The organism is Polyangium sp. 6x1 (genome assembly GCF_029946515.1).
GTDB lineage: Bacteria > Myxococcota_A > Polyangia > Polyangiales > Polyangiaceae > Polyangium.
Genome location: NZ_JARZHH010000043.1, coordinates 80,113 through 99,784, shown reverse-complemented (window position 1 = coordinate 99,784; position 19,672 = coordinate 80,113). Strand labels below are relative to the sequence as shown.

Annotated in this window: 16 protein-coding genes and 1 pseudogene; 9 read left to right on the top strand and 8 right to left on the bottom strand. The window is 71.3% G+C overall.

Annotation, left to right across the window (positions count from 1 at the left end):
- Positions 1-253 (bottom strand): annotated as a pseudogene (locus QHF85_RS32375) (hypothetical protein); the annotation flags it as partial.
- 103 nt (positions 254-356) lie between these two features.
- On the opposite strand from QHF85_RS32375, the gene QHF85_RS32370 reads away from it, so the two are divergent.
- From QHF85_RS32370 to QHF85_RS32355, 4 genes are all read left to right on the top strand, one after another.
- A complete protein-coding gene (locus QHF85_RS32370; RefSeq protein WP_281331249.1) occupies positions 357-1,133 on the top strand; it encodes a hypothetical protein in 777 nt (258 codons plus the stop codon).
- Complete coding sequence (locus QHF85_RS32365; protein ID WP_281331248.1) at positions 1,130-2,347, top strand: ATP-binding cassette domain-containing protein; 1,218 nt, start codon at positions 1,130-1,132, stop codon at positions 2,345-2,347. Before QHF85_RS32370 ends, QHF85_RS32365 begins: the two co-directional genes overlap by 4 nt.
- A gap of 119 nt (positions 2,348-2,466) precedes the next feature.
- Positions 2,467-3,078 carry a hypothetical protein gene (locus tag QHF85_RS32360; protein WP_281331247.1) on the top strand — a complete coding sequence of 204 codons (612 nt, stop codon included), beginning with the start codon at positions 2,467-2,469 and terminating at the stop codon, positions 3,076-3,078.
- Complete coding sequence (locus QHF85_RS32355; RefSeq protein WP_281331246.1) at positions 3,075-3,620, top strand: hypothetical protein; 546 nt, start codon at positions 3,075-3,077, stop codon at positions 3,618-3,620. Before QHF85_RS32360 ends, QHF85_RS32355 begins: the two co-directional genes overlap by 4 nt.
- On the opposite strand, the gene QHF85_RS32350 is transcribed toward QHF85_RS32355, so the two are convergent.
- The 3 genes from QHF85_RS32350 to smpB form a co-directional block, all read right to left on the bottom strand.
- Positions 3,598-5,121, bottom strand: coding sequence for a DUF362 domain-containing protein (locus QHF85_RS32350; RefSeq protein WP_281331245.1), 1,524 nt, complete (start codon positions 5,119-5,121; stop codon positions 3,598-3,600). The two genes, QHF85_RS32355 and QHF85_RS32350, sit on opposite strands and share 23 nt — an antisense overlap.
- 199 nt (positions 5,122-5,320) lie before the next feature.
- Positions 5,321-5,599: a hypothetical protein gene (locus tag QHF85_RS32345; protein ID WP_281331244.1), complete on the bottom strand. Its 279-nt coding sequence runs from the start codon at positions 5,597-5,599 to the stop codon at positions 5,321-5,323.
- A gap of 11 nt (positions 5,600-5,610) precedes the next feature.
- Positions 5,611-6,087, bottom strand: a complete 477-nt coding sequence (gene smpB, locus QHF85_RS32340; RefSeq protein WP_281331243.1) for an SsrA-binding protein SmpB — start codon at positions 6,085-6,087, stop codon at positions 5,611-5,613.
- Positions 6,088-6,300: 213 nt separating this feature from the next.
- Between smpB and uvrA the strand changes: the two genes are divergently transcribed.
- Together uvrA and QHF85_RS32330 are read left to right on the top strand one after the other, a co-directional pair.
- Positions 6,301-11,691 carry an excinuclease ABC subunit UvrA gene (gene uvrA, locus QHF85_RS32335; protein ID WP_281331242.1) on the top strand — a complete coding sequence of 1,797 codons (5,391 nt, stop codon included), beginning with the start codon at positions 6,301-6,303 and terminating at the stop codon, positions 11,689-11,691.
- A 3-nt stretch (positions 11,692-11,694) separates the two neighbouring features.
- A complete protein-coding gene (locus tag QHF85_RS32330; protein WP_281331241.1) occupies positions 11,695-13,302 on the top strand; it encodes a hypothetical protein in 1,608 nt (535 codons plus the stop codon).
- Positions 13,303-13,464: 162 nt separating this feature from the next.
- On the opposite strand, the gene QHF85_RS32325 is transcribed toward QHF85_RS32330, so the two are convergent.
- Positions 13,465-14,295, bottom strand: coding sequence for a hypothetical protein (locus QHF85_RS32325; protein ID WP_281331240.1), 831 nt, complete (start codon positions 14,293-14,295; stop codon positions 13,465-13,467).
- A gap of 248 nt (positions 14,296-14,543) precedes the next feature.
- Positions 14,544-15,314 carry a hypothetical protein gene (locus QHF85_RS32320; protein ID WP_281331239.1) on the bottom strand — a complete coding sequence of 257 codons (771 nt, stop codon included), beginning with the start codon at positions 15,312-15,314 and terminating at the stop codon, positions 14,544-14,546.
- Positions 15,315-15,552: 238 nt separating this feature from the next.
- Between QHF85_RS32320 and QHF85_RS32315 the strand changes: the two genes are divergently transcribed.
- The 3 genes from QHF85_RS32315 (at position 15,553) to QHF85_RS32305 (ending at position 18,525) form a co-directional block, all read left to right on the top strand.
- Positions 15,553-16,101, top strand: coding sequence for a hypothetical protein (locus QHF85_RS32315; protein ID WP_281331238.1), 549 nt, complete (start codon positions 15,553-15,555; stop codon positions 16,099-16,101).
- 2 nt (positions 16,102-16,103) lie between these two features.
- A complete protein-coding gene (locus tag QHF85_RS32310; RefSeq protein WP_281331237.1) occupies positions 16,104-17,207 on the top strand; it encodes a matrixin family metalloprotease in 1,104 nt (367 codons plus the stop codon).
- 70 nt (positions 17,208-17,277) lie between these two features.
- On the top strand, positions 17,278-18,525 hold the full coding sequence (locus tag QHF85_RS32305) for a hypothetical protein (protein ID WP_281331236.1): 1,248 nt from the start codon (positions 17,278-17,280) through the stop codon (positions 18,523-18,525).
- Here the strand turns inward: QHF85_RS32305 and QHF85_RS32300 are convergent.
- Positions 18,515-18,916: a hypothetical protein gene (locus tag QHF85_RS32300; protein WP_281331235.1), complete on the bottom strand. Its 402-nt coding sequence runs from the start codon at positions 18,914-18,916 to the stop codon at positions 18,515-18,517. The two genes, QHF85_RS32305 and QHF85_RS32300, sit on opposite strands and share 11 nt — an antisense overlap.
- An 18-nt stretch (positions 18,917-18,934) precedes the next feature.
- The gene (locus QHF85_RS32295; RefSeq protein ID WP_281331234.1) at positions 18,935-19,624 is read right to left on the bottom strand and encodes a hypothetical protein; all 690 of its coding nucleotides are present in this window, start codon (positions 19,622-19,624) and stop codon (positions 18,935-18,937) included.
- Between the last annotated feature and the right edge of the window lie 48 nt (positions 19,625-19,672).

Sequence of the window (19,672 nt, the reverse complement as noted above, 5' to 3'; positions counted from 1 at the left end):
CTGCGCCGCCTGCGCCGCCCGCGCCGCTGCCGCCTGCGCCGCCCGCGCCGCCGGCACCACCGGCGCCGCCGCTGCCGCTGGACGAGGACGACGACGAGCTGCTCGACGAGCTCACGCTGGACGAGGCGCCGGCATCCCCGCCGGCACCGGCGTCACCGCCCGCCCCGCCCGCGCCGCTCCCGGACGCAGTCGTGGGCCGAGAGATGCCGGAGTCCGGCGTGCAGGCGACGCCGAGCGCACCGCCCGCTAGCAAGAGCCCGAGAACAGAAGCCCATCGCCCACGGCGGATTTTCAGGTCAAGCACAGGACTGCGCACAGGATATCCTTGCCGCCGCCCGCGCGAAAGGGCAGCGGGGATGCGGCTCCTCGCGTTCACCCTCGAAATCATCGTGACGATGTCGACTCCCTCGAGCCTCACCGGCGCGCCAGCCGCGCGCCGCACGCCCGGGCCGCCTCGTGGGCGTCCGCGAAGGCGCTTGCTCGCCGCGGTGGCGCTGTCCCGCGCGCGCCTCGCGCGCACGACGCTCTCGCGTGTCGGGCTCGTGGGCGGAGCGCTGCTCGGCGCGTCGTTCGCCGCCCTCGCGATCGTTCTCCGCGCGACGGAAGGAACGAGCGCGCCGCTCGAAGGGCTCGTGGGCCTCGGGGCCGCGTCGATCACGCTGGTGGCGGCGGCCCCGACGACGCTCGCGGCGGCGAGCGATCGGACCGCCGAGGATCGCGAGGCCGGAATCGAGGCGCTCGCGGCGACGCACGGCGTGCACGCGCAGAGCCTCCACGCAGTGCGGTGGATCGCGTCGATGGTGCAGATCGCGAGGTCTGTTGGGCTGCCGCTCGTCGGGCTCGCGCTCGTCACGGTGGCGCTGTCGAGCTCCGCGTCCATGGCGATGCGCAGGATCGTGTTCGCGCTCGGGCTCTTCGTGTTCTCGGTGAGCGCTGGGGCCACGCTCGGGACGCTCGCCGCGTTCTCGGCGCGCATGGGTGGGCGTCGTGGCAGGGTCCTGCTCGCGGCGATCGTGATCGTGCCGTGGATGCTCGCGGAGCTCGCGGGGCGCGGCACGTACTCGATTCCGGGCGCGCTCTCCGCGCTGCTCTCGCTCCTCGTCGACGCAGGCCGCGGCGGAGCAGGCGCATGACGATGCAGCGTCCGCACACGATCTCGCCGCCGCGGCTCGTGCTCGAAGCCGTGCATGCGCGTGACGCCGCGGCGCCGCGCGGCGCTTCCCGCGGGAGACTGACGGGCGTGAACCTCGCCCTCGGCGCAGGCGTGTTCGCCGTTCTGGGTGCGCCCGAGGACGGGACGCTCGCGCTCTCCGAGGTGATCACGGGCGCGCGCGCTCCCTTGCAGGGCCGCGTCCTCGTCGAAGGACAATCCCCCGCGCGTTCGCCCTTGCTGCGGGCCCGCATCGGCGCGCTCGCCGCGGAGCCTTCGCTCCCGGATGCGCGCACGGTCGAGGCGTCGGTCGTGCTCTCGCGCAGGGCGCGCGGCGAGCTCGGGGCGCGCGCCGGCGACGTGCTCGATCCGTTCGGCCTCGGTCACCTCGCGCGCCGCGAGCCGCGATCACTTTCGTTCGCCGAGGCGCGCGCGGTGGAGCTCGCGCTCGCGCTCTCCACGCCGTCGCCGCTGCTCGTCTCGCTGCACGAGCCGCTCTCCGACGTCGCGCTCAACCTGCTCGGCCTCGTGCGCGAGCGGATCCGCGAGCTCGCGCTCGGCGGCGCGTGTGTCGTCGTGACGACCTCCTCGCCCGCGGACGCGCGTGCGCTCGGCGATCGTGTCCTCGTGCTGCACAAGGGGCTCGTGCTCGGCGAGGCCGACGCCGCGGAGCCTCTGCCCGGCGGCGAGCCCGCGCTCATCGCGTGGGTGCGTCCCGCGGACGACGCGAGCGAACGAGCGCCGGTGCGCGCGCTCGCTCGTTTGCTCGCCGATCGAACGGAGGTGCGATCCGTCGCGTGGAGCGAGGCCGCCGGGCCGTATCCGCGGGCCGCGGAGCTGCGTTTGTCCGGGGACGATCTCGACGCTTGCGCGCTCGCGCTCACGGACACGGCGGTGGAGGCCGGCGTCGCGATCGAAGCCATCGCGCCGGCGTCGCCCGGCATCGTTCAGGTGCGCGCCGCGGCCGAGGCGCTGCTCACGTTCCGCCGCGCGGCCAGGCTCCCGCAAAGGCCGCCGGTCGCGCTCCCGGCGGCGAGGAGCGCGCGGGTGCCGGGAGCGCTCGCGCCCGTCGCGCCGCAGGCGCTCCCGGCCGTGCCGAGCGAGCCGCCGGTCGCCGAGGCGCCTCCCGTCACGACCGACGTGGCGGAGAAGCCACCCGAGCCAGGTGATCCAGGCGAGCCACGGGGAGGAGCATGACGTCGCAGCATCGACCAGAGGCCGCGTTGCCTCGTGGCGCGGGCGCGTTCGGGGGAGTTTCCCTCGGGGCCGCGATGGGCGCTCGCAGGCTCGCAGGAAGGGGTGTCGCGCTCACCGCGATGCTCGCGCTCGCACTCGCGCTCGCCGGCGGCCTCATCGAACGCCGCGTGACCACGGCGGGCGCGGTCGATCGTTCCCTCGCCGCGACGTTCCGCCTCGTCATCCCGCTCTTCTGCTTCGCCCTCGCCGCCCGCGCCTGTGATCGCTCGAAGCTGCGTGACGCCGCCTGGCCCGTCGCGCGTTACGGGGCCGCGCGCCGCGACGTCGCGCTCGGGATCGGCGTGGCGCTCGTGCTCGCTTCGGCCGCGAGCAGCGCGTTGCTCGCGCTCGTCGCCGTCGCGTCCGCGCAGTCGGCCGCGGCGCCGCCGTTCGCCCGGGATGCCTTCACGAGCGGCTGGATCGGCGCCCTCGTCGGCGCGGCGTACGGCGGCTGGTTCGCGTTCGGCGCGACGTTCCTCGAACGTGGCCGTGGTCGCCTCGTGCCGCTCGTCCTCGACTTCCTCTTCGGCAGCGGCGCGGGCCTCTTCGCGGCCCTCCTGCCTCGAGCGCACGGACGCGCGCTCCTCGGCGGCGAGGGGCCGCTCGGGCTGTCGCAACCGCAGAGCTCCGTGGCTCTGCTGCTCATGGCGATGCTGCTTCTCGTAGCCGCCGCGCTACGGTGTCGCGAATGAGTGACGCCGCGCGGGTCGTCGATCGTTCGACCTCCAAGATTCTCGTCCACACGCGTGCGAGCGGGATGCTGGCGCGCCTGGCGCACGATCTCGAGCTTTCAGCCGCCACGTTCACCGGCCGCGCGACGCTCGAAGGCGAGGGGTTTTCCGCGGAGCTCGTCGTGCCGGTCGCCGCGCTGCAGGTCGTGGGGACGCTGCATGGCGAGCGCGTCGACACGTCGGCGCTGTCGATCTCGGATCGATCGGACATCGAGCGGAAGATCCGCGACGAGGTGTTCCCGGGGACGAAGGAGGTGCGCGTCCACGCGAAGGGCACGTCGCGGGATCGCGCGGAGGTGACGGTCGAGGTTTCGAGCGGCCGGCTCTCGCTGCCGGTCCCGCTGCGCGTGGCGGAGGAAGCGGGCCGCACGCGCGTCTCGGGGCGGATCACGCTCTCGATGAAGCGGCTCGGCCTCCGCGACGTGAAGGGGCCGCTCGGCGCGTTCCGGGTCCGCGACGACGTCGAGGTGCTGTTCGACGTTACTCTGCGTCCGGCGTCGTAGGCGGCGAGACCTCGGGCGCGGCTTGCCCGCGCTCGCAGGGCCCGTGGATCTGGTAGGGCTTGCCGGAGAGGCGCTGGACGAGCGACTTGCCTCGCCAGCCGAGGTAGCCCTTGCTGAAGCTCACGGCGTCCGCGGGCGAGAGGTACGGGTTCTTCGTCTTGCCGAGCTCGACGAGCGTGAGCACCTGCTCGGCCACGCTGACGGGGCAGCCTTCGAGGCGCAGCGGCTCGTTCGGATCCGTGGTCGCCATCTTCCGCATCACGGTCACAGCCTTCGCGAAGATGTCGTCGTGTTTGGCGTGGTACGGGTCCTTCTGCGCGCGGTCCTTGTAAAGGCTCTCGACGTTCACGAGGCGGCCGTGGAGGTTGCCCGACCACTTCGCGCAGTCGCCGATGAACACGACGCGCTCGCCCGGCGCCGCGTCGATCTTCCCTTCGTAGGCCCCGAAGACGATGTGCATGCGCGGCAGCTTGTCGTCGCACTGCTCGTCGTAGAGCCGCAGGATCTCGATGGCCTCCTCGAGCGCGCCCGGACAACCGCCCCAGCAGTAGTCGGTCCGCTCCGGTTCGGGCGGCGCGCCGGCGTACGCGGTGATGTGCGAGCCTTCGAAGTGCTTCTCGACGCGCACGAGGCCGACCTTGAAGCCCTTGGCCATCGCCTTCGCCTCTTCGAGCGTCACGTCGCCGCTGATCTCCATCGCGTCGAGATCGAGCGATCCGAAGCCCCGTTCGGAGGCGAGGCGGAGGTGATCGACCGTGTACGGATCGACGCCGATGATGTGGCAGCAGAGCGCGTCGAACGCGGCCTGCGAGTTGCCCATGATGACGAGCCCGAGCTTGCGCGGGATGGGCGTGAGCATCCGGCCTTCGCCGGCGACGATCGCGTCGATGGCGATGAACTGCGGCTGAACGATGTACTGGAGGTCCGCGATCTTCTCGTCGAGCCGGTGGTCGTGGTCGATGAGGCGGTGTCGATCGTCCTGGATGCCGATGTAGTTCTTCATGGAGAACGTCACGGTGGTCCAGGGGTGGCTCTTGAACTTGGGGCAGTTGACGAAGAAGTCGGCCTTCGCGATGGGCTCGGGCGTGAAGACGTAGTCGCGCAGCCGCTCCTTGTGGGAGAGCCGGATCTCGACCTGCGGCTCCTCCTCGAAGTGGTAGTGCTTCACGCCGGTGCGCTTGATCATCGGGTAGTAGCCCGCGCCCTCGAAGCTCATGCGCGTGGGGAGCGTGATGCCGCAGCGCTCGCCGAGGGCGAGCTCCCGGACGCGGCCGTCGTCCCGGTCCTGCAAGGCGCGCAGCACGCCCTCCAGGAACTCCGGCCGCGTGTACGCGTGCGGGAACGACGGCCCCGACGCCACGCAGTTCGGCTTGACGAGCGTGCGGCCGTGCGGCCTGAGGTCGAGCTCCTCGAGCCCCTCTCGAATGATCCGGCGGATCTGGTCGACGTCGTAGGTGGGGCAGCGGCGGATGATGACCCGGGGGCGCGACGCGATCTTCATGGCTTCCCAGCCTAAGAGGGCCCGCTGGATCCGGCAATGCACCGCCCGCCGGGGCACCCGAAACGCGGGAAGTGCCGCGAAATCACGGAAGCCCTTTACATCCGTTCATGTGTCTGGAATACATGCGCTGGGTGGTCACGAAAAACCCCGACACCGAGGCGCATGGCGACGGATGTGGTCCAGGATGCGGAGGCGACGGTTACGACGAGGCCGCGTCGCCGGAGCCGCTGCCGGCCGGCGAAGCGAGCAGCGCGGAGAGCTCTTCGCGAAGGCGTCGCGTCGCGTCGACGAGGCGGCCTTCGACGAGGAAGCCATCGTCCTGCCGCCGGCAGCGATGCACCTTCACGCGCACGAGCGAGCTCGTCTCGAGGTTGCCGGCGAGCGGCGCTCCCGGCGCGAAGGCCTCGGTCGATCGAAGGCTCACCCGATCGCCGTCGAGGGCCACGAGATCGGCCGTGCCACCTCTCAGGAGCTTCATGTGCGGCATGTTCACTCCCCTCGGCGGCCCCGGCCGATCGCGGCGCGGGCTTCCCGCTCGGCCTCGCGTTGCTTGACCGTCTCGCGTTTGTCCGCCTGCTTTTTGCCCTTCGCCAGGGCGAGCTCGACCTTCGCGCGTCCCTTCTTGAAATAGAGCCGCGTGGCCGCGACCGTCATGCCCTCGCGTTCCACGGCCTTGCGGATCTGATCGATCTCCGGGCCATGCAGCAGGAGCTTGCGCGTCCGCTTCGCGACGTGACCGAACGCGGCGCCCGGCATCTCGGGGATCAGCATGCCGTGCAGGAACGCCTCGCCGTTCGTGATCGTGCACCACGCGTCGGAGAGGTCGGCCTTCCCGTCGCGAAGCATCTTGACCTCGCTGCCGATGAGCACGATGCCGGCTTCGAAGCGCTCGCCGAGCTCGTACTCGAAGCCGGCCCTCCGGTTTCGCACGATGAGCTTCTCGTCGCTCGCTTCTTTCCCGCTCACGTGGTTGACACCTTTGATCGCTGTCGCTACGGCCAAACGCTACCCGAAGAGCCGCTCTCCAGGCAGGCGCTCGCGTAGGGCTAGCGCGCCGTGCGTCCTGCGTCCATAGGGCGACGAGCGTCCGTTCCGCGACAAACCCGCGCGCCGTGCTAGTACGCCGGCGCCTCGGTCCGCGTCTTCTCCGCATCACCCCTCACCGCAGAGAGCGAAGCCATGCAACCCATCCGCATCCGCGGCGCGCGCACCCACAATCTCCAGGGGATCGACCTCGAGCTCGTGCCCGGGCAGCTCGTTTGCTTCACGGGCGTCTCCGGCGCCGGAAAATCATCGCTCGCGCTCGATACGCTCTACTCGGAAGGGCAACGTCGCTTCGTCGAGAGCTTCAGCCCGTACGCGCGGCAGTTCCTGGAGCGGCTCGAACGGCCACCCATCGACGAGCTCGATCCGGTCGCCGCGGGCGTGGCCGTCGATCGCCGCGCCCCCGTGAAGAGCTCGCGCTCGACGGTGGCCACGATGGCCGACCTCGAGCCGTATCTTTCGGCCGTGTTCGCCCGCGAGGCGACGCCCGTGTGCCCGACGTGTCAGGTCCCGGCGACGCGCGTGGACGCCGTGACGGCCGCGTCGAAGGCCGTCGAGAGCCACGAGGGCCAGGCCGCGCTCGTCACGTACCGCGTGCCCGTGGCCGGCACGGAGGAGCTGCTCGACGTGCGCGAGACGCTGCTCGAAGCGGGCTATCGGCGTCTGCTCGTGCGCGGCGAGGTGCGCGACATCGACGAGGTCGGCCCGAGCGACGCGCTCGGCGCGGGCGGCGGGATCGAAGTGATCGTCGACCGCGTGAAGATCGGCGCGCGTGACGCACGGCGCCTCGGCTCGGCCATCGAGGAGGCGTGGCAACGCGCCGAGGGAAGCGTGGCCTTGTACGTGGGCGCGTCGGGCGCGAACGGGGCCGGCCGGCGCGTGCTCGTGCCGCGGGGGCTCGCCTGTCCGTCGTGCGCGCGGAGCTTCGAAGCCGCGCGGCCGGGCCTGTTCTCGTACCAGTCGCCGATCGGCGCGTGCCCGGGGTGCCGGGGCTTTGGCCGGACGATCGGGGTCGACTGGGGCAAGGTGATCCCCGACGAGGAGAAGACGCTCGAAGGCGGCGCGATCCGGCCGTGGACGGGGTCGAGCACGTCGTGGGAGCGGAAGGTACTCAAGAAGTTCTGCGAGAAGAAGGGCATCCCGCTCGACGCGCCGTGGAAGGAGCTCACCGAGGCGCAGCGCGCGCAGGTGCTCGACGGCGAGGGCAGCTTCCACGGCGGCAAGTACCCCGGCGTGCGCGCGTGGTTCAAGTGGCTCGAGACGCGCACGTACAAGATGCACATCCGCGTGTTGCTCGCGCGGTACCGCTCCTACGATCCGTGCGCGACCTGCGACGGCAAGCGCCTTTCGCCCGAGTCCTTGCTCTACCGCGTGGGCGGGCTCGATCTCGCGAGCTGGCACGGGCTCGAGCTGCGCGAGGCGCGCGCTCTCTTGGAGCGGCTGAAGGCGACGACAGGGCAGGGCGAGATCGCGCGGAAAGAGCTGGCGCAGCGGCTCGCGTACCTGGAGCGCGTGGGGCTCGGGTACCTGACGCTCGATCGGCAAGCGCGCACGCTCTCGGGCGGCGAGGCGCAACGCGTGACGCTGACGGGCGCGCTTGGGACGTCGCTCACGGGCGCGCTCTTCGTGCTCGACGAGCCGACCGTGGGGCTGCATCCGAGCGACGTGCCGCCGCTCATCGAGGCGATGCGCGAGCTCGCGGCGCGCGGCAACGTCGTGGTCGTGATCGAGCACGAGCCGCTCGTCATCCGGGCCTCGGATCGCGTGGTCGAGCTCGGTCCCGGCGCGGGCAGGCAAGGCGGGCGCGTGGTGTTCGACGGCGCGCCGGCGGAGCTCGCGCGGCGCGCCGATCTGCCGACGGGGCGCGCCCTCGCGCGAGGCGCGGCGAGCGTCGCGTCTTCGGACGAGCGACCTGCGCCGCGTGGATCGATCTCCATCGTGGGGGCGCGCGCGAACAACCTGAAGGACGTGAGCACGCGTTTGCCGCTCGGGCAGATCGTGTGCGTGACGGGCGCGAGCGGCTCCGGCAAGAGCACGCTCGTGGAGGACGTGCTCTACCGCGCCCTCGCGCGGGCCCGCGGCTACAAGGACATCGAGCCCGCGGGCGCGCACAAAAAGATCGAGGGCACGAGCGCGATCAAGGTCGTCACGCTCGTCGATCAAGCCCCGCTCGGGCGCACGTCGCGTGGCAACCCCGCGACGTACACGGGCGCGTGGAACCGCATCCGCCAGAAGTTCGCCGCGGAGCCCGAGGCGGCCGCGCGAAAGCTCACGGCGGGCCATTTCTCGTTCAACGTCGCGCTCGGGCGGTGCGAGTCGTGCGCGGGGGAGGGCGCCGAGACGATCGAGATGCAGTTCCTCGCCGACGTCTCGCTCACCTGCCCGGTTTGTCAAGGCAAGCGCTTCCGTGACGAGGTGCTCGAGGTCAAGGTGGACGGCCGCTCCGTGGCCGACGTGCTCGCGCTGTCGATCGACGAGGCGCTCGAGGTCTTCGCGCGCGAGCCTGCGATCGTGCGTGCGATCGGGCCGCTCGCGCGCCTCGGCCTCGGCTACCTCGCGCTGGGGCAGCCGCTCTCGACGCTGTCCGGCGGCGAAGCGCAGCGGCTCAAGCTCGCGCGCGCCCTTGGCGAACGGACGGCGGGCGCGCTCTTCCTGCTCGACGAGCCGAGCGCGGGCCTGCACGCGGAGGAGGTGCTGCTGCTCAACCAGGCGATGCGGGATCTCGTGCGCGGCGGCGGGAGCGTCATCGTCGTCGATCACGATCTCGACGTGATCGCGGCCTCCGACTGGGTCGTGGATCTCGGCCCGGGCGCGGGCAGCGACGGCGGGCAGATCGTCGCCGAGGGGACACCCGAGGAGGTCGCGCGCACGAGCACGCGCACGGGGCACGCGCTCGCAGCACACCTCGCGAAGCCCACGTCGCCGCCGTCGTCCTCGCGCTCGCGGCGAAAGGACAAGGCGAACGGAGACGCGTCACGCCGCGAGCGCTCGGCTTACCCGCCCGCGCCGTCGGCGATCGAGATCGTCCACGCGCGCGAGCACAACCTCGCGGAGGTCTGCACGTCGATCCCGCACGGCCAGATCGTCGTCGTCACGGGGCCGAGCGGATCGGGCAAGAGCACGCTCGCGTTCGACGTCGTCTTCGCCGAAGGACAGCGGCGCTTCCTGGAGACGCTGACGCCGTACGCGCGCCAGTTCCTCCCCTCGATGCCGCGCCCCGACGTCGATCGCGTCACGGGCGTGCCGCCCGCGATCGCGCTCGAACAGCGCACGACACGATCGGGGTCGAACTCGACGGTCGCGACCGTCACCGAGATCGCCCATTACCTGCGGCTCCTCTTTGCGAAGGTGGGCGAGCCGCACTGCCCGACGTGCGACGTCCCCATCACCGCGCGCGCGCCCGACGAGGTGTATCGCGCGCTGCTCGCGACGCGGGGATCGCGCACGTTGCTCGCGCCCGCGGTCGTCGCGCGCAAGGGCACGTACCTCGACGTCTTCACGGCGGCGGCGCGCGCGGGCATCACGGACGCGATCGTCGACGGCGCGCGGGCGAGCACCGACGATCCGCCGCGCCTCGACAAACGGCGCGAGCACTCGATCGATCTCGTGATCCACGAGGGCAAGCTCGACGGTCTCGATCGCGCCACGTTCGACCGCGCGCTCGCGTTCGGCAAGGGCTCGCTCAAGCTCGTCAATTCGCGTGGCCAGGAGGAGCTGCTCTCCACCACGCGCACCTGCCCTCGCTGCGGCGCGGGCGTCCCCGAGCTGGATCCGCGCTGGTTCTCGTTCAACACCAAGCAAGGCCGCTGCGACGCGTGCGAGGGGACGGGCGTGCTCGGCGGCAGCGAGGGCGCCGATCTCGCGGATGCCTCGAACGAGCCGTGCACGGCATGCGGCGGCTCGCGCCTCGCGCCCGTGCCGCGCTCGGTGCGCCTCGCGGGGGACCGGTACCACGAGGCGACTGCGCGCTCGGTGTCCGAGGCCGTTCGCTGGGCGAAGACGCTCCACTTCGACGGAGAGCGAGCGATCGTCGCGGAGGCGCCGCACCGCGAGCTCGCGCGGCGGCTCGCGTTCGTCGAAGAGGTCGGCCTCGGCTACCTCGCGCTCGATCGCCGCGCCGCCACGCTCTCCGGCGGCGAGATGCAGCGACTCCGCCTCGCCGCGCAGCTCGGCAGCGGCCTCACGGGCGCGCTCTACGTGCTCGACGAGCCGACGATCGGTCTGCACCCGCGCGACACGCATCGGCTGCTCGACAACCTGCGCAAGCTCGCCGGCATGGGCAGCACCGTGCTCATGGTCGAGCACGACGCGGACACCATCCGCGCGGCCGACTACCTCATCGATCTCGGCCCCACCGGCGGTCGCGGCGGCGGTCGCATCGTGGCGCAAGGAACGCCTTCCGAGGTGCTACGCACGGCGAACTCGCCCACCGCGAAGGCCCTCTCCGGCGAACGCGCGCTCGCCTCGGCGCGCACGCGGCTCGGCCCTGCCACCGAGTTTCTGGAGATCGAGGGCGCGCGCGCCCACAACCTCCGCGTGGACACGCTGCGTGTTCCGATCGGTCGCATGACCGTCGTCGCCGGCGTCTCCGGCTCCGGCAAGAGCACGCTCGTCCGTCACGTGCTCTACCCGGCCGTGCGTCGCGCCCTCGGGCTCGCGGGGCCCGATCCTGGTCCGCACGACGCGCTCCACCTGCCGCCCTCGCTCGCGCGCGCCGTCGCCGTGGACCAATCGCCCATCGGCCGCACGCCGCGCTCGATCCCGGCCACCTTCCTCGGCGTCTGGGACGACGTCCGCAAGCTCTTCGCCGCGACGCCCGACGCGAAGATGCGCGGCTACGACCCCGCGCGGTTCTCGTTCAACACGGCGAAGGGCGGCCGCTGCGAAACGTGCGAAGGGCAGGGGGTCATCTCGCACGAGATGTCTTTCTTGCCCGACGTCGTGACGACCTGCGAGGCTTGCGGCGGAACACGTTTCGAGCCGGCCACGCTCGACGTACGTTACCTCGGCATGTCGATCGGCGATGTCCTGCTCCGTACGGCCGAGGAGGCGGCCGAGCTCTTCGCGGCGCACCCGAAGATCCGCGAGCCGCTCGCCACGATGTGTGATCTCGGCGTGGGGTACCTCCGGCTCGGCCAGGGCTCGCACACGCTCTCGGGCGGTGAGGCGCAGCGCCTCAAGCTCGCGGACGAGCTCTGCAGCGGCTCGCGCGCCAAGCCCACGCTCTACGTGCTCGACGAGCCGACCACGGGGCTTCATCTCTCCGACGTGGCGCGCCTCGTGAACGTCCTCGATCGCCTCGTGCAGCGAGGCCACTCGCTCCTGATCATCGAGCACCACCCGGCCGTGATCGCGGCCGCCGATCACGTGATCGAGCTCGGACCGGAGGGCGGCAAGGGCGGCGGTCGTGTCGTGGCCGAAGGATCTCCCGAGGCCGTGGCGCGACGCGCGACCGCGACGGGACGAGTCCTGCGCGCGCTCTTCGAGCGGCCCGCGCCGGACATGGCCCTCGCGGCGGAGGTTTGACGCGTGGCGGGCACGTTCACTGCCTCCGCTCTCGCCCTCGCGGCCGAGGGTGCGAACGCGGTGGGCGCCGTCCGCCTCACGCTCCTGCCCGACGTCCTCGAGATCGAGCTCGTGCGCGCGGCCGGCTTTCGCAGCGGCTTCGTGCCGGGCAGCGTCGCGGAGTCCGTCGACATGCGCGTGCCGTACACGGCCGTGCGTGGCCTCGTCCGGCGTGGCCGCGCGCTCTGTCTCGCGCTTGATCCCTCTATCGCGGCGCCCTACACGCGCTTCACGCTCGCGCGCTTCACGTACGATCCACGCGAGTCCCTCGCTCGCGCGTACGAGGCGCGGAGGCGCGCGGCGATCGCCGTCGCGATCCTGCCTGGGCCGCTCGGCTTGCTCGCCGCGCTCGCTTCGCCTGCTTCGCTCGTGACGGGCCTCCTCGGTCGGTTCGCGGTTGGGCTCGTCGTCGCGGTCGGCTCGTGGCTGCTCCTGCGCGAGATCCTTCGGTTCGCCACCTGGGGCGGTCCCGGCTCCGATCGGCTCGCGGAGACGTTCGAGGTCGCGCTTTGCCAGCGCCTCGGCCTCATCCCCGCCGCGACCGCGCCTTTCGCTCCGCCGCCTGCGCCGCCCGTCCCCGAGGCCTCGCTCCCTGCTTGGGCGCGCGCGCCGCTCCTCGTCGCGCTCGTGGCCGCGCTCTCCGTGATCGGCATCTCGTTCTTCCAGCGTTACGGCAAACCACCTGATCCCGCGCTCGTCGCGCCGAACGTGCCTCTCCTCGTCGCGGGCCTCGGCTCTGCGTTTCCCGCGCCTTCCGCTGTGGATGTATCTCCCGGCGAAGAGCGCCTCCCTCGTTGCGTGTGCGCGCGCGCTGCCTCGCCCTTATGGAACGAGGGGCTCCCGGTGCTCGACGTCCTCCTCGCGTCGCGGCCCGAGGATGGATCCGGCCGTGTGGTTCCTTCGGAGCGACGTGGGTACGACTTCGATCTTTCGGTCGTGAACAATGGATCGAAGCCGCTGCGCGACGTCAGCGTCCTCGTCACGTTTGCTCGCCGCGACGATCAGAACCGCCGCGTCGGCGCGACCGATCGCGGGCTCTACTGGGGAAAGCCTCTCTATCCGGGCCGTGCGATCAAGTGGCACCTCAAGGCGCCGGGCACCGAGATGCGCATCGATCCGCCGCGCCTCGGCCTCCTCGAAGCGGGCCGCGAGCCTGCGCCGCCGGATGCGTTCTTCGAGCTCTCGCATGCGCGCCAGCGCGTCGTGCGCATCCATGCCGCGAAGATGCTCGCGTACCACCGCGATCCGCGCGCCCTCGAGGTGCTTGCCTCGCTCGGCCCGTCGACTCCCGACGAGGAGCGGATCCTCGCGCGGATCACGCGCGCTGCGCGCCCGGTCGTCGCGTGCGACATCAAGCCAGCGCCCGAGTCCCTCGAGGTTTGTCTCTTCAACGACTCCTTGTCGCCGCAACGCGTCGTCGCTGCGCGCACCGTCGCGGATCGCGACGCGCCTTCCCTGCGTGCGTCTTTGCCGGTCGTCGTCCCGGTGCACGACGGCGTGCGTGTCTCGGTCCCGCTGCCGCCGCAGCCTGTCCCGTCCGAGCTCGAACTGGAACTGGAACCCTCGCCCTGAGCCTTCGCGAACCGATCCTCCTTTGCATCGACCGCATCGCGGTCGATGCACCAAAGGTCCAGGGCTGGCCCTGGTCCGGGTCGAGGGGTGGACAACCCCTCGTCGGGGTCCGGGGTGAAACCCCGGCGCTACGCTGCGCGTGAGGCGTCGAGAAGTTGCGCGTCAGGAAGTTGCGCGTGCGCGTTTGCCCACGATGAACGCGAAGCTCATCGAGTCCTCGCACTGGGCTACGCTCACCACGCCGCGCGACTGCCAGGCCACGAGGTACTCGCCTGGCTCGACCAGCGTTGCGGCGATCCTCGCGCGTGCGCTGTAGGCGTTGCACACGTCGAGCGCGGAGAACGCCCACCGCCCGAGGGACATCACCTGGCGCAGCGTGAAGTATGCGCCGGGCGATCGGTAGATCGGCACGGGCGTGTTCGATTGCGGCGCGCGCGCGAACGACACGGCGTACACGCCCGAGCGCAGCAGCCCGTCGAAGTCGAGGCGCGCGCGGCCTGCGAGATCCGGGTGGAACACGCCGCCTACGCTCACGATGAGCTCGCATGGATCGAACGTGAACTTTGCGTCGTAGCCTTGGTGCTTGTGCGGCGCCCAGCTCGGCGCTTCTCGGAGCGGCTCGCGCGTGAGGGCGATGAGCGCTTCCGACGTGTGCTGCCGGATCACCTCTTTGAGCCCGTCGAGCGACACGAGCCCGCTGTCGACGAGCGCCTTGACGACGGGGATCTGGTCGCGCTTGCAGCGCTTGTAAACGTCCTCGATCCGCTTCGACTCCGGGGGTTCGTCGGCGTAGGCCCGCAGCAATTCCGCGAGCCTTCGCTCCATGCCGGATGCTGCGGCCCAGCAGATCCGACCGTTCTCGACGAGCACTGTGCCTTGGGTCGGGGGGCCGAAGACGAGCGCGCCGGTGGCGCTCTCGGGCAGCGCTTCGATCTCCTCCAGCAGGGGGATCACCGCCGCGGGATCGCCGGAGATGCCTGCCGGGTCGGGCATCAAGCGCAGACTCTTTCCACTCTGCATGGCTCGTTCCTGGGCTCCTCGAGAGGGAGGCGTGCGTGGCTCCGTGGTCCAGCGGGCGCCTCCGGGTCCTAGGATATCCCTGTTCGTCGCACGGCGCGAGCGCCGCGGGTTTGTCCCGTGAACACGTGTTCGCGGGCCCCCGCCCCCCCTCGAAAACCTCCCGCCTGCGTGCTCCGAAGTGCACGTTGCGGGATGTGCGATGTTTCCCTACTCGGGACGGCTCAGTTTCGGCAGATGTTGTAGCCGTCCGGGAGGATGGTGCTCGGCTGGCAGGTCGTCTGGACGGGCCCCTGTCCGGTCTGGATGACGGGGCAGTCGGTGTCCGGGGCCTGCGGATCGCAGACGACGCGCTGCGCGGGGTAGTCACACGTGGCGGCGCAGCGGAGGAGCGGATACCAGTTGCCGTTTTGCGTCTGCATCAGGTCGCCGCAGCAGACGGTGCCGGCGGGGCAGTGCTCGGGGAGCTGGCATTCGATGCGCGACTCGAAGCCCGGCTGGCCGTTGCCGCCGAAGTCCGTCTCGCAGTTGTCGGCGTCGTCCGGGCCGCTCACGCACTCGCCCTGGGGCGGATCGTTGAAGTCGTATTCGTCCCAGCAGCAGGCGGCCTGGCCACCGACGGGACAGACCACGTCGCCGCACGCGACCATGGAGACGGGCATCGGCCCTGACGACGAGCTCTGCATGCTGCTGCTCGACGAGCTTGCCGGCCCGTTGCCCGCGCCGCCTTGTCCTGCGCCGCCCTGGCTCGAGGAGCCGCCGTTGCCCGCGCCGCCTTGGCCCGATCCGCCGTTGCCTGCGCCGCCTTGTCCTGCGCCGCCTTGTCCTGCGCCGCCTTGTCCTGCGCCGCCTTGCCCGTCGCCGCCGCCCGAGGTGCCGGCGCCTTGCCCGCCGGAGGCAAAGATTCCCGTGGTGTCCGTCCCGCAAGCGGCCATCGTGGTGCCCACGACGAAGAGCGAGGCGAGGCCGAACGATCGCAACGAAGCTCGTTTCATGGATGACTCCTCAGATCCCCCGAAAGGTACACGCCGGAGGTAGCCTGCTGGGCTCGAAACGCCAGCCGTTTTCGTCGTGACGGAGGTGCGCCGGGGGCGCGGGTTTTCCAGCCAGCAATCAAATTTGGATTGTCGCTGGACGAGCACGGCGTGCGCGTGGGGGTTGCTTTACATGCCGAACTGCGCTCTGGCATGGTGGATCGAGAGGCCAAAGCGGCCCGGATCGAGGAGGCACCTCATGAGCTTCAGAAAGTATTTGGCCGCGCTCGCGGCCATCGTCCTGCTCGGCGTCAGCGCCGTGGCGGACGCGACCACCATGCTCTTCCTTTCGCGGGAGGAGCTCGTCAATCGCTCGGACCTCGTGGTCCGTGTGCGCGTGGGAAAGGCGGTCACGGCCGAATCCGAGGATGGTCGGGGCCTCGTGACCCGCACCGAGCTCGACGTGGTGCAGCTCCTCAAGGGCAAGGTCGAGGGGCGTGTCATGGTCCAGCAGCTCGGCGGGACACACCATGGCAAGACGCAGAAGGTGCTCGGTGACGCCGCGCTCAAGTCGGGGGAGGACGCGGTGGTCTTCCTGCGCCGCGACGACAAGGGAAAAATGTATTTCACGGCGCTCTCGCTCTCCGTGTACCACGTGGATGGCAAAGGAATGGCGCGTCGTGAGCTCGACGGCGTCGAGCTCGTCCGTTATGTCGGCAAGAAGCTCGAGCCCTCGGGGCACGTGGAGCGGGCGGAGCCGGTCGAATCTCTCATGACGGACGTGGTCCGCCTCGCCGGAGGAAAGTGAGAATGAAGACCCTGCGAAAGGCCGCCCTCCTCGCCGCGTTCGCGGCCGGCATTCTCTCCGCGCCGACCGAGGCGCGCGCCTGGACGGGCCTCGAAGGCCCGCCCTATCCGGTGTGGGGCATCCTCCCGGTCAAGTTCTACGTCAATGCGTCGACGTTCCCGGCCGAGATCGCCGCGACCGCGCAGCAGCGGCTCGTCGACGGGTTTGGCTCGTGGGCGGCTCCCGAGTGCACCGATTTCGCGACGCAGCTCCTCGGCGATCTGCCGGACGGGACCTGGGATTCGAACGACAACAAGAATGTCCTGCTCTGGATCAACAGGCCCGATACCTGGCCGCTGGAGCTCGGACCGGTGGATTCGGTCATCGGCGTGACGCTGCCGGTATGGTCGCCCGACGGCGATGGCAATCAGATCATCTACGACGCGGACATCGTCTTCAACAACGTCGGCTTCTGCTGGTACGACTCCGCCACGAACCCGAACGGCAATTGCATGGGCGGCAGCCCCGTCGATACGCTCTCCATCGCCACGCACGAGCAGGGCCATTTCCTCGGCCTTGGCCACTCCGACGTCATGGGCGCGACGATGGAGCCGTTTTATGACGGCGGCAATGCGATCGCCAGCGTCGAGCAGGACGACATCGACGGCGTTTGCACCCTCTATCCGCCCGGCTCGGGCATTCCGAGCTGCAACGCGTGCACCACGAACGCCGCGAAGACCGAATGCAACGGGGCCGCCCAGAACTGCAAGGGGCAATGCATCGGCATTTACAACTGCGAGCTGTCCTGTCCGGTCGCCCAGACCGCCGCCGATTACAAGGCCTGCCTCGACGCGTGCAAGATGCAATACCCCGACGGCGTCCAGGCCTACGAGGCGTACGCGGGCTGCCTCTGCAACCTCTGCACGAAATCGTGCCCCATCGAATGCCCCGGCGGCGGCTCGGGCGCAGGCGGCGGCGGTTGGGAAGAGGAGGAGCCCGACGGCCCCCAGATCGAGGACTCCGGCGGCTGCGGCTGCTCCGTCGAGGGCCAGCACGGCAAGGTCGGCGCTCTCGCCGGCCTCGGCCTCGGCATCGCCGCGATCGCCCGCCGGCGCCGCCGGCGCTGAGCCGCCCCCCCGAACGCCACCAATTCCAACACTTTACGCCTCTCCCGATCCCTGGCATGGCTCGCCGGTCATGCCGCTCCACCCCCGTACGGAGCTCGATGCGGACGTATCGCGCGCGCTGTCCGCGCTCGGCGCCGAGACGTCCGAACCTGCCCTCGACGCCCTCGTGGCCCCCAGCGCGGCCGCCGCGGCCCTCGACCGCCTGCCGCCCTCGGCCCCCTTCCTCCTCCGCGCCGCTCCGCCCCTCGGCAGCGCGTCGAGCCGCCACGGGCCCGAGCCCGAAGCGCCCGTCTGGATCCGCGGCACCCTCGGCGGCGCCGACGTCCGCATCGCCCCGCTCCGCCTCGCGGAAGGGGAGCGCCCGAGCGCCGGGCGCGTGGCCCGGCTCGTCGTCACCGCCGAGGGACGTCCCTGCTGTGACGCGTCCTCGTGCACGAACCGCCGCACCCTCGCCGCGGTCTGGGTCGAGCTCGAAGGCGCGGACAAGGGCGCCGCCCCGCGCCGCCTGCTCGTCGCGGCCGCGGTCGACCTGGACGAACAGCGCGCGCGCTCGCGCGCCGTCCGGGCCGCGACGCCGCTCGCCCGTGCCTTCGCCGCGCCGCTCGAAGCCGCCGAGGGCGCGCTCCCTCCGCCCGCCGCGCCGGACGCCCAGCCCGAGGGGCCCGTTTTACCGGCCGGCAAGCTCGCGCGGTTCGCCCTGCGCCTCGAAGGCGAGCGCCTCGTCCTGCGGGATCACGAGAGCCGGGGGCCCCGGACGAACGCCCGCCGCGACACGCTCCTCGGTTCGATCCTGCTTGCCGTCGCGCTCGCCCTGTGGATTCAGGCCGCGCGCGCCTTCCGGGCGGGCGATCGCAACCTCACGATCGGCTTCTCGGCGGCCGCCTCGCTCGTGACGCTCACCGGGTACGCGTTCGTGAGCGTGGCGCGCTTCGGGGCTCGTTACCACGCCCTGTCCGCGCCGCTGTTCTGGGCCGGCCGGGATCGTTTCGTCATCGCCCCGTGGGTGAGCCGCACGGGGGCCGTGGATCTGCTGCCCGAAGGGCGCCTCGGCGCGGCGATCGCGATGGAGGAGGTCCGCGGGGTCGCGACGCCTCGGCGCGGCGAGCTCGTGGCCGTGGAGATCGACAGCGATCACGGGCCGATGGATGTCTTCCTCACGGACGACGCGGCGCTCGCCTCGTTCTGGGCTGCGGCGCTGCGCCGCGCGCTCGGCGAGATGGCGCACCCGGGGACGCGCGCCTCGGCTCGCAAACGCGCGCGCGAGCGTGCGGCCGGGGAGGCCGCGTCCGCCGTCGCGATGAAAGAGGTCACTCGATGAACGGATTCGCCGACAGCGTGTTCGAGAAGTCCGAGGCCTCCTCGCCGCGCACGCAACGCAGCCGATACGTGTAGAGCTGATCCTCGTTCGCGCCCTCGTCGACGTGATCGGTGTCCGTGCCCTTCGCGGTGAAGGCCAGGGCGAACGTGTCGGCGTCCGTGCGCCGCTCGGCTTCGATCGCCTCGCAGGGCGAAACCAGGCTCCAGCGCACGCGGAGAACCTTCGACATCGGGATCACGTCCTCGAGCACGGGCGCCTCGAGCGGGCCGTCCGCCGAGGCGCCTCCGCCGGCGCTGCCCGGCGGCTCGTAGTCCGCGGGATCCACTTCGCTCGCGCAGGCGCTCGCGAGGAGGATCAGCACACACGAGAACGAAGAAGCTACGCGTTTCATCGGTCCTCTCGATGTCCGTCAGCCGTCGCCGTCCTTGGCCGCGCCGACGAACCAATCGTCGCGCTCCGCGAAGAGGACGTTGAACGTCGTGAGCGAGCCATAACAGGCCGTGATGTACGCCTGGAGCTGCACCTTGTCCGCGGCGGGCAGCCCCTCGTGCGCGTTGAGCTTGGCCTCGAGCAAGCGGAGTTTGTCCCGGACCATCACGATCTTGTGAAAGAACGTGTCGAGCGGGATGCGCTTCTCCGCCGTGCCCGCCTTGCCCGGCCGCAGGACGACCTCGCCGCCTTGCCAGCGCGCGCCCATCTCCGAGCGGCCGAGGCCGAGCTCCTCCGAAAGCACCTCGCGCAAGACCCGCCTGAACTCGTCGATATCCATGTCGATGTCGATCTCCCTGGGAAGCGACGGGCCGGCATTCAGGCCCCGCGCGCCCTGCGTGGTCTCGGACGATGACGGCCGCGTGACGTCCGCGTCACGGCGCCGTGGCTCGATCGCCGACGAGCGCGCCCTTCGAGGCTCGCCCGCCGCGCGCGGCGGAGGCGGCGGCGGCGCGGCGCCCTTCGGCCGGTATCGCCCGCACGTCGACGTCTGCCGGATCGGCGAGGGATACACCTCGAGCGCGCAGTCCCCCACGCGACCGAGGCGCGAATCCTCGCGCGGGCGCGTGAACGCCGCACAGCTGCCGCAGCGGCCCTCGAGCTCGCTCATGAGGCCTCACCATAACGCAATCCGCCGCCGGGGCGAGCACGCTGTCGT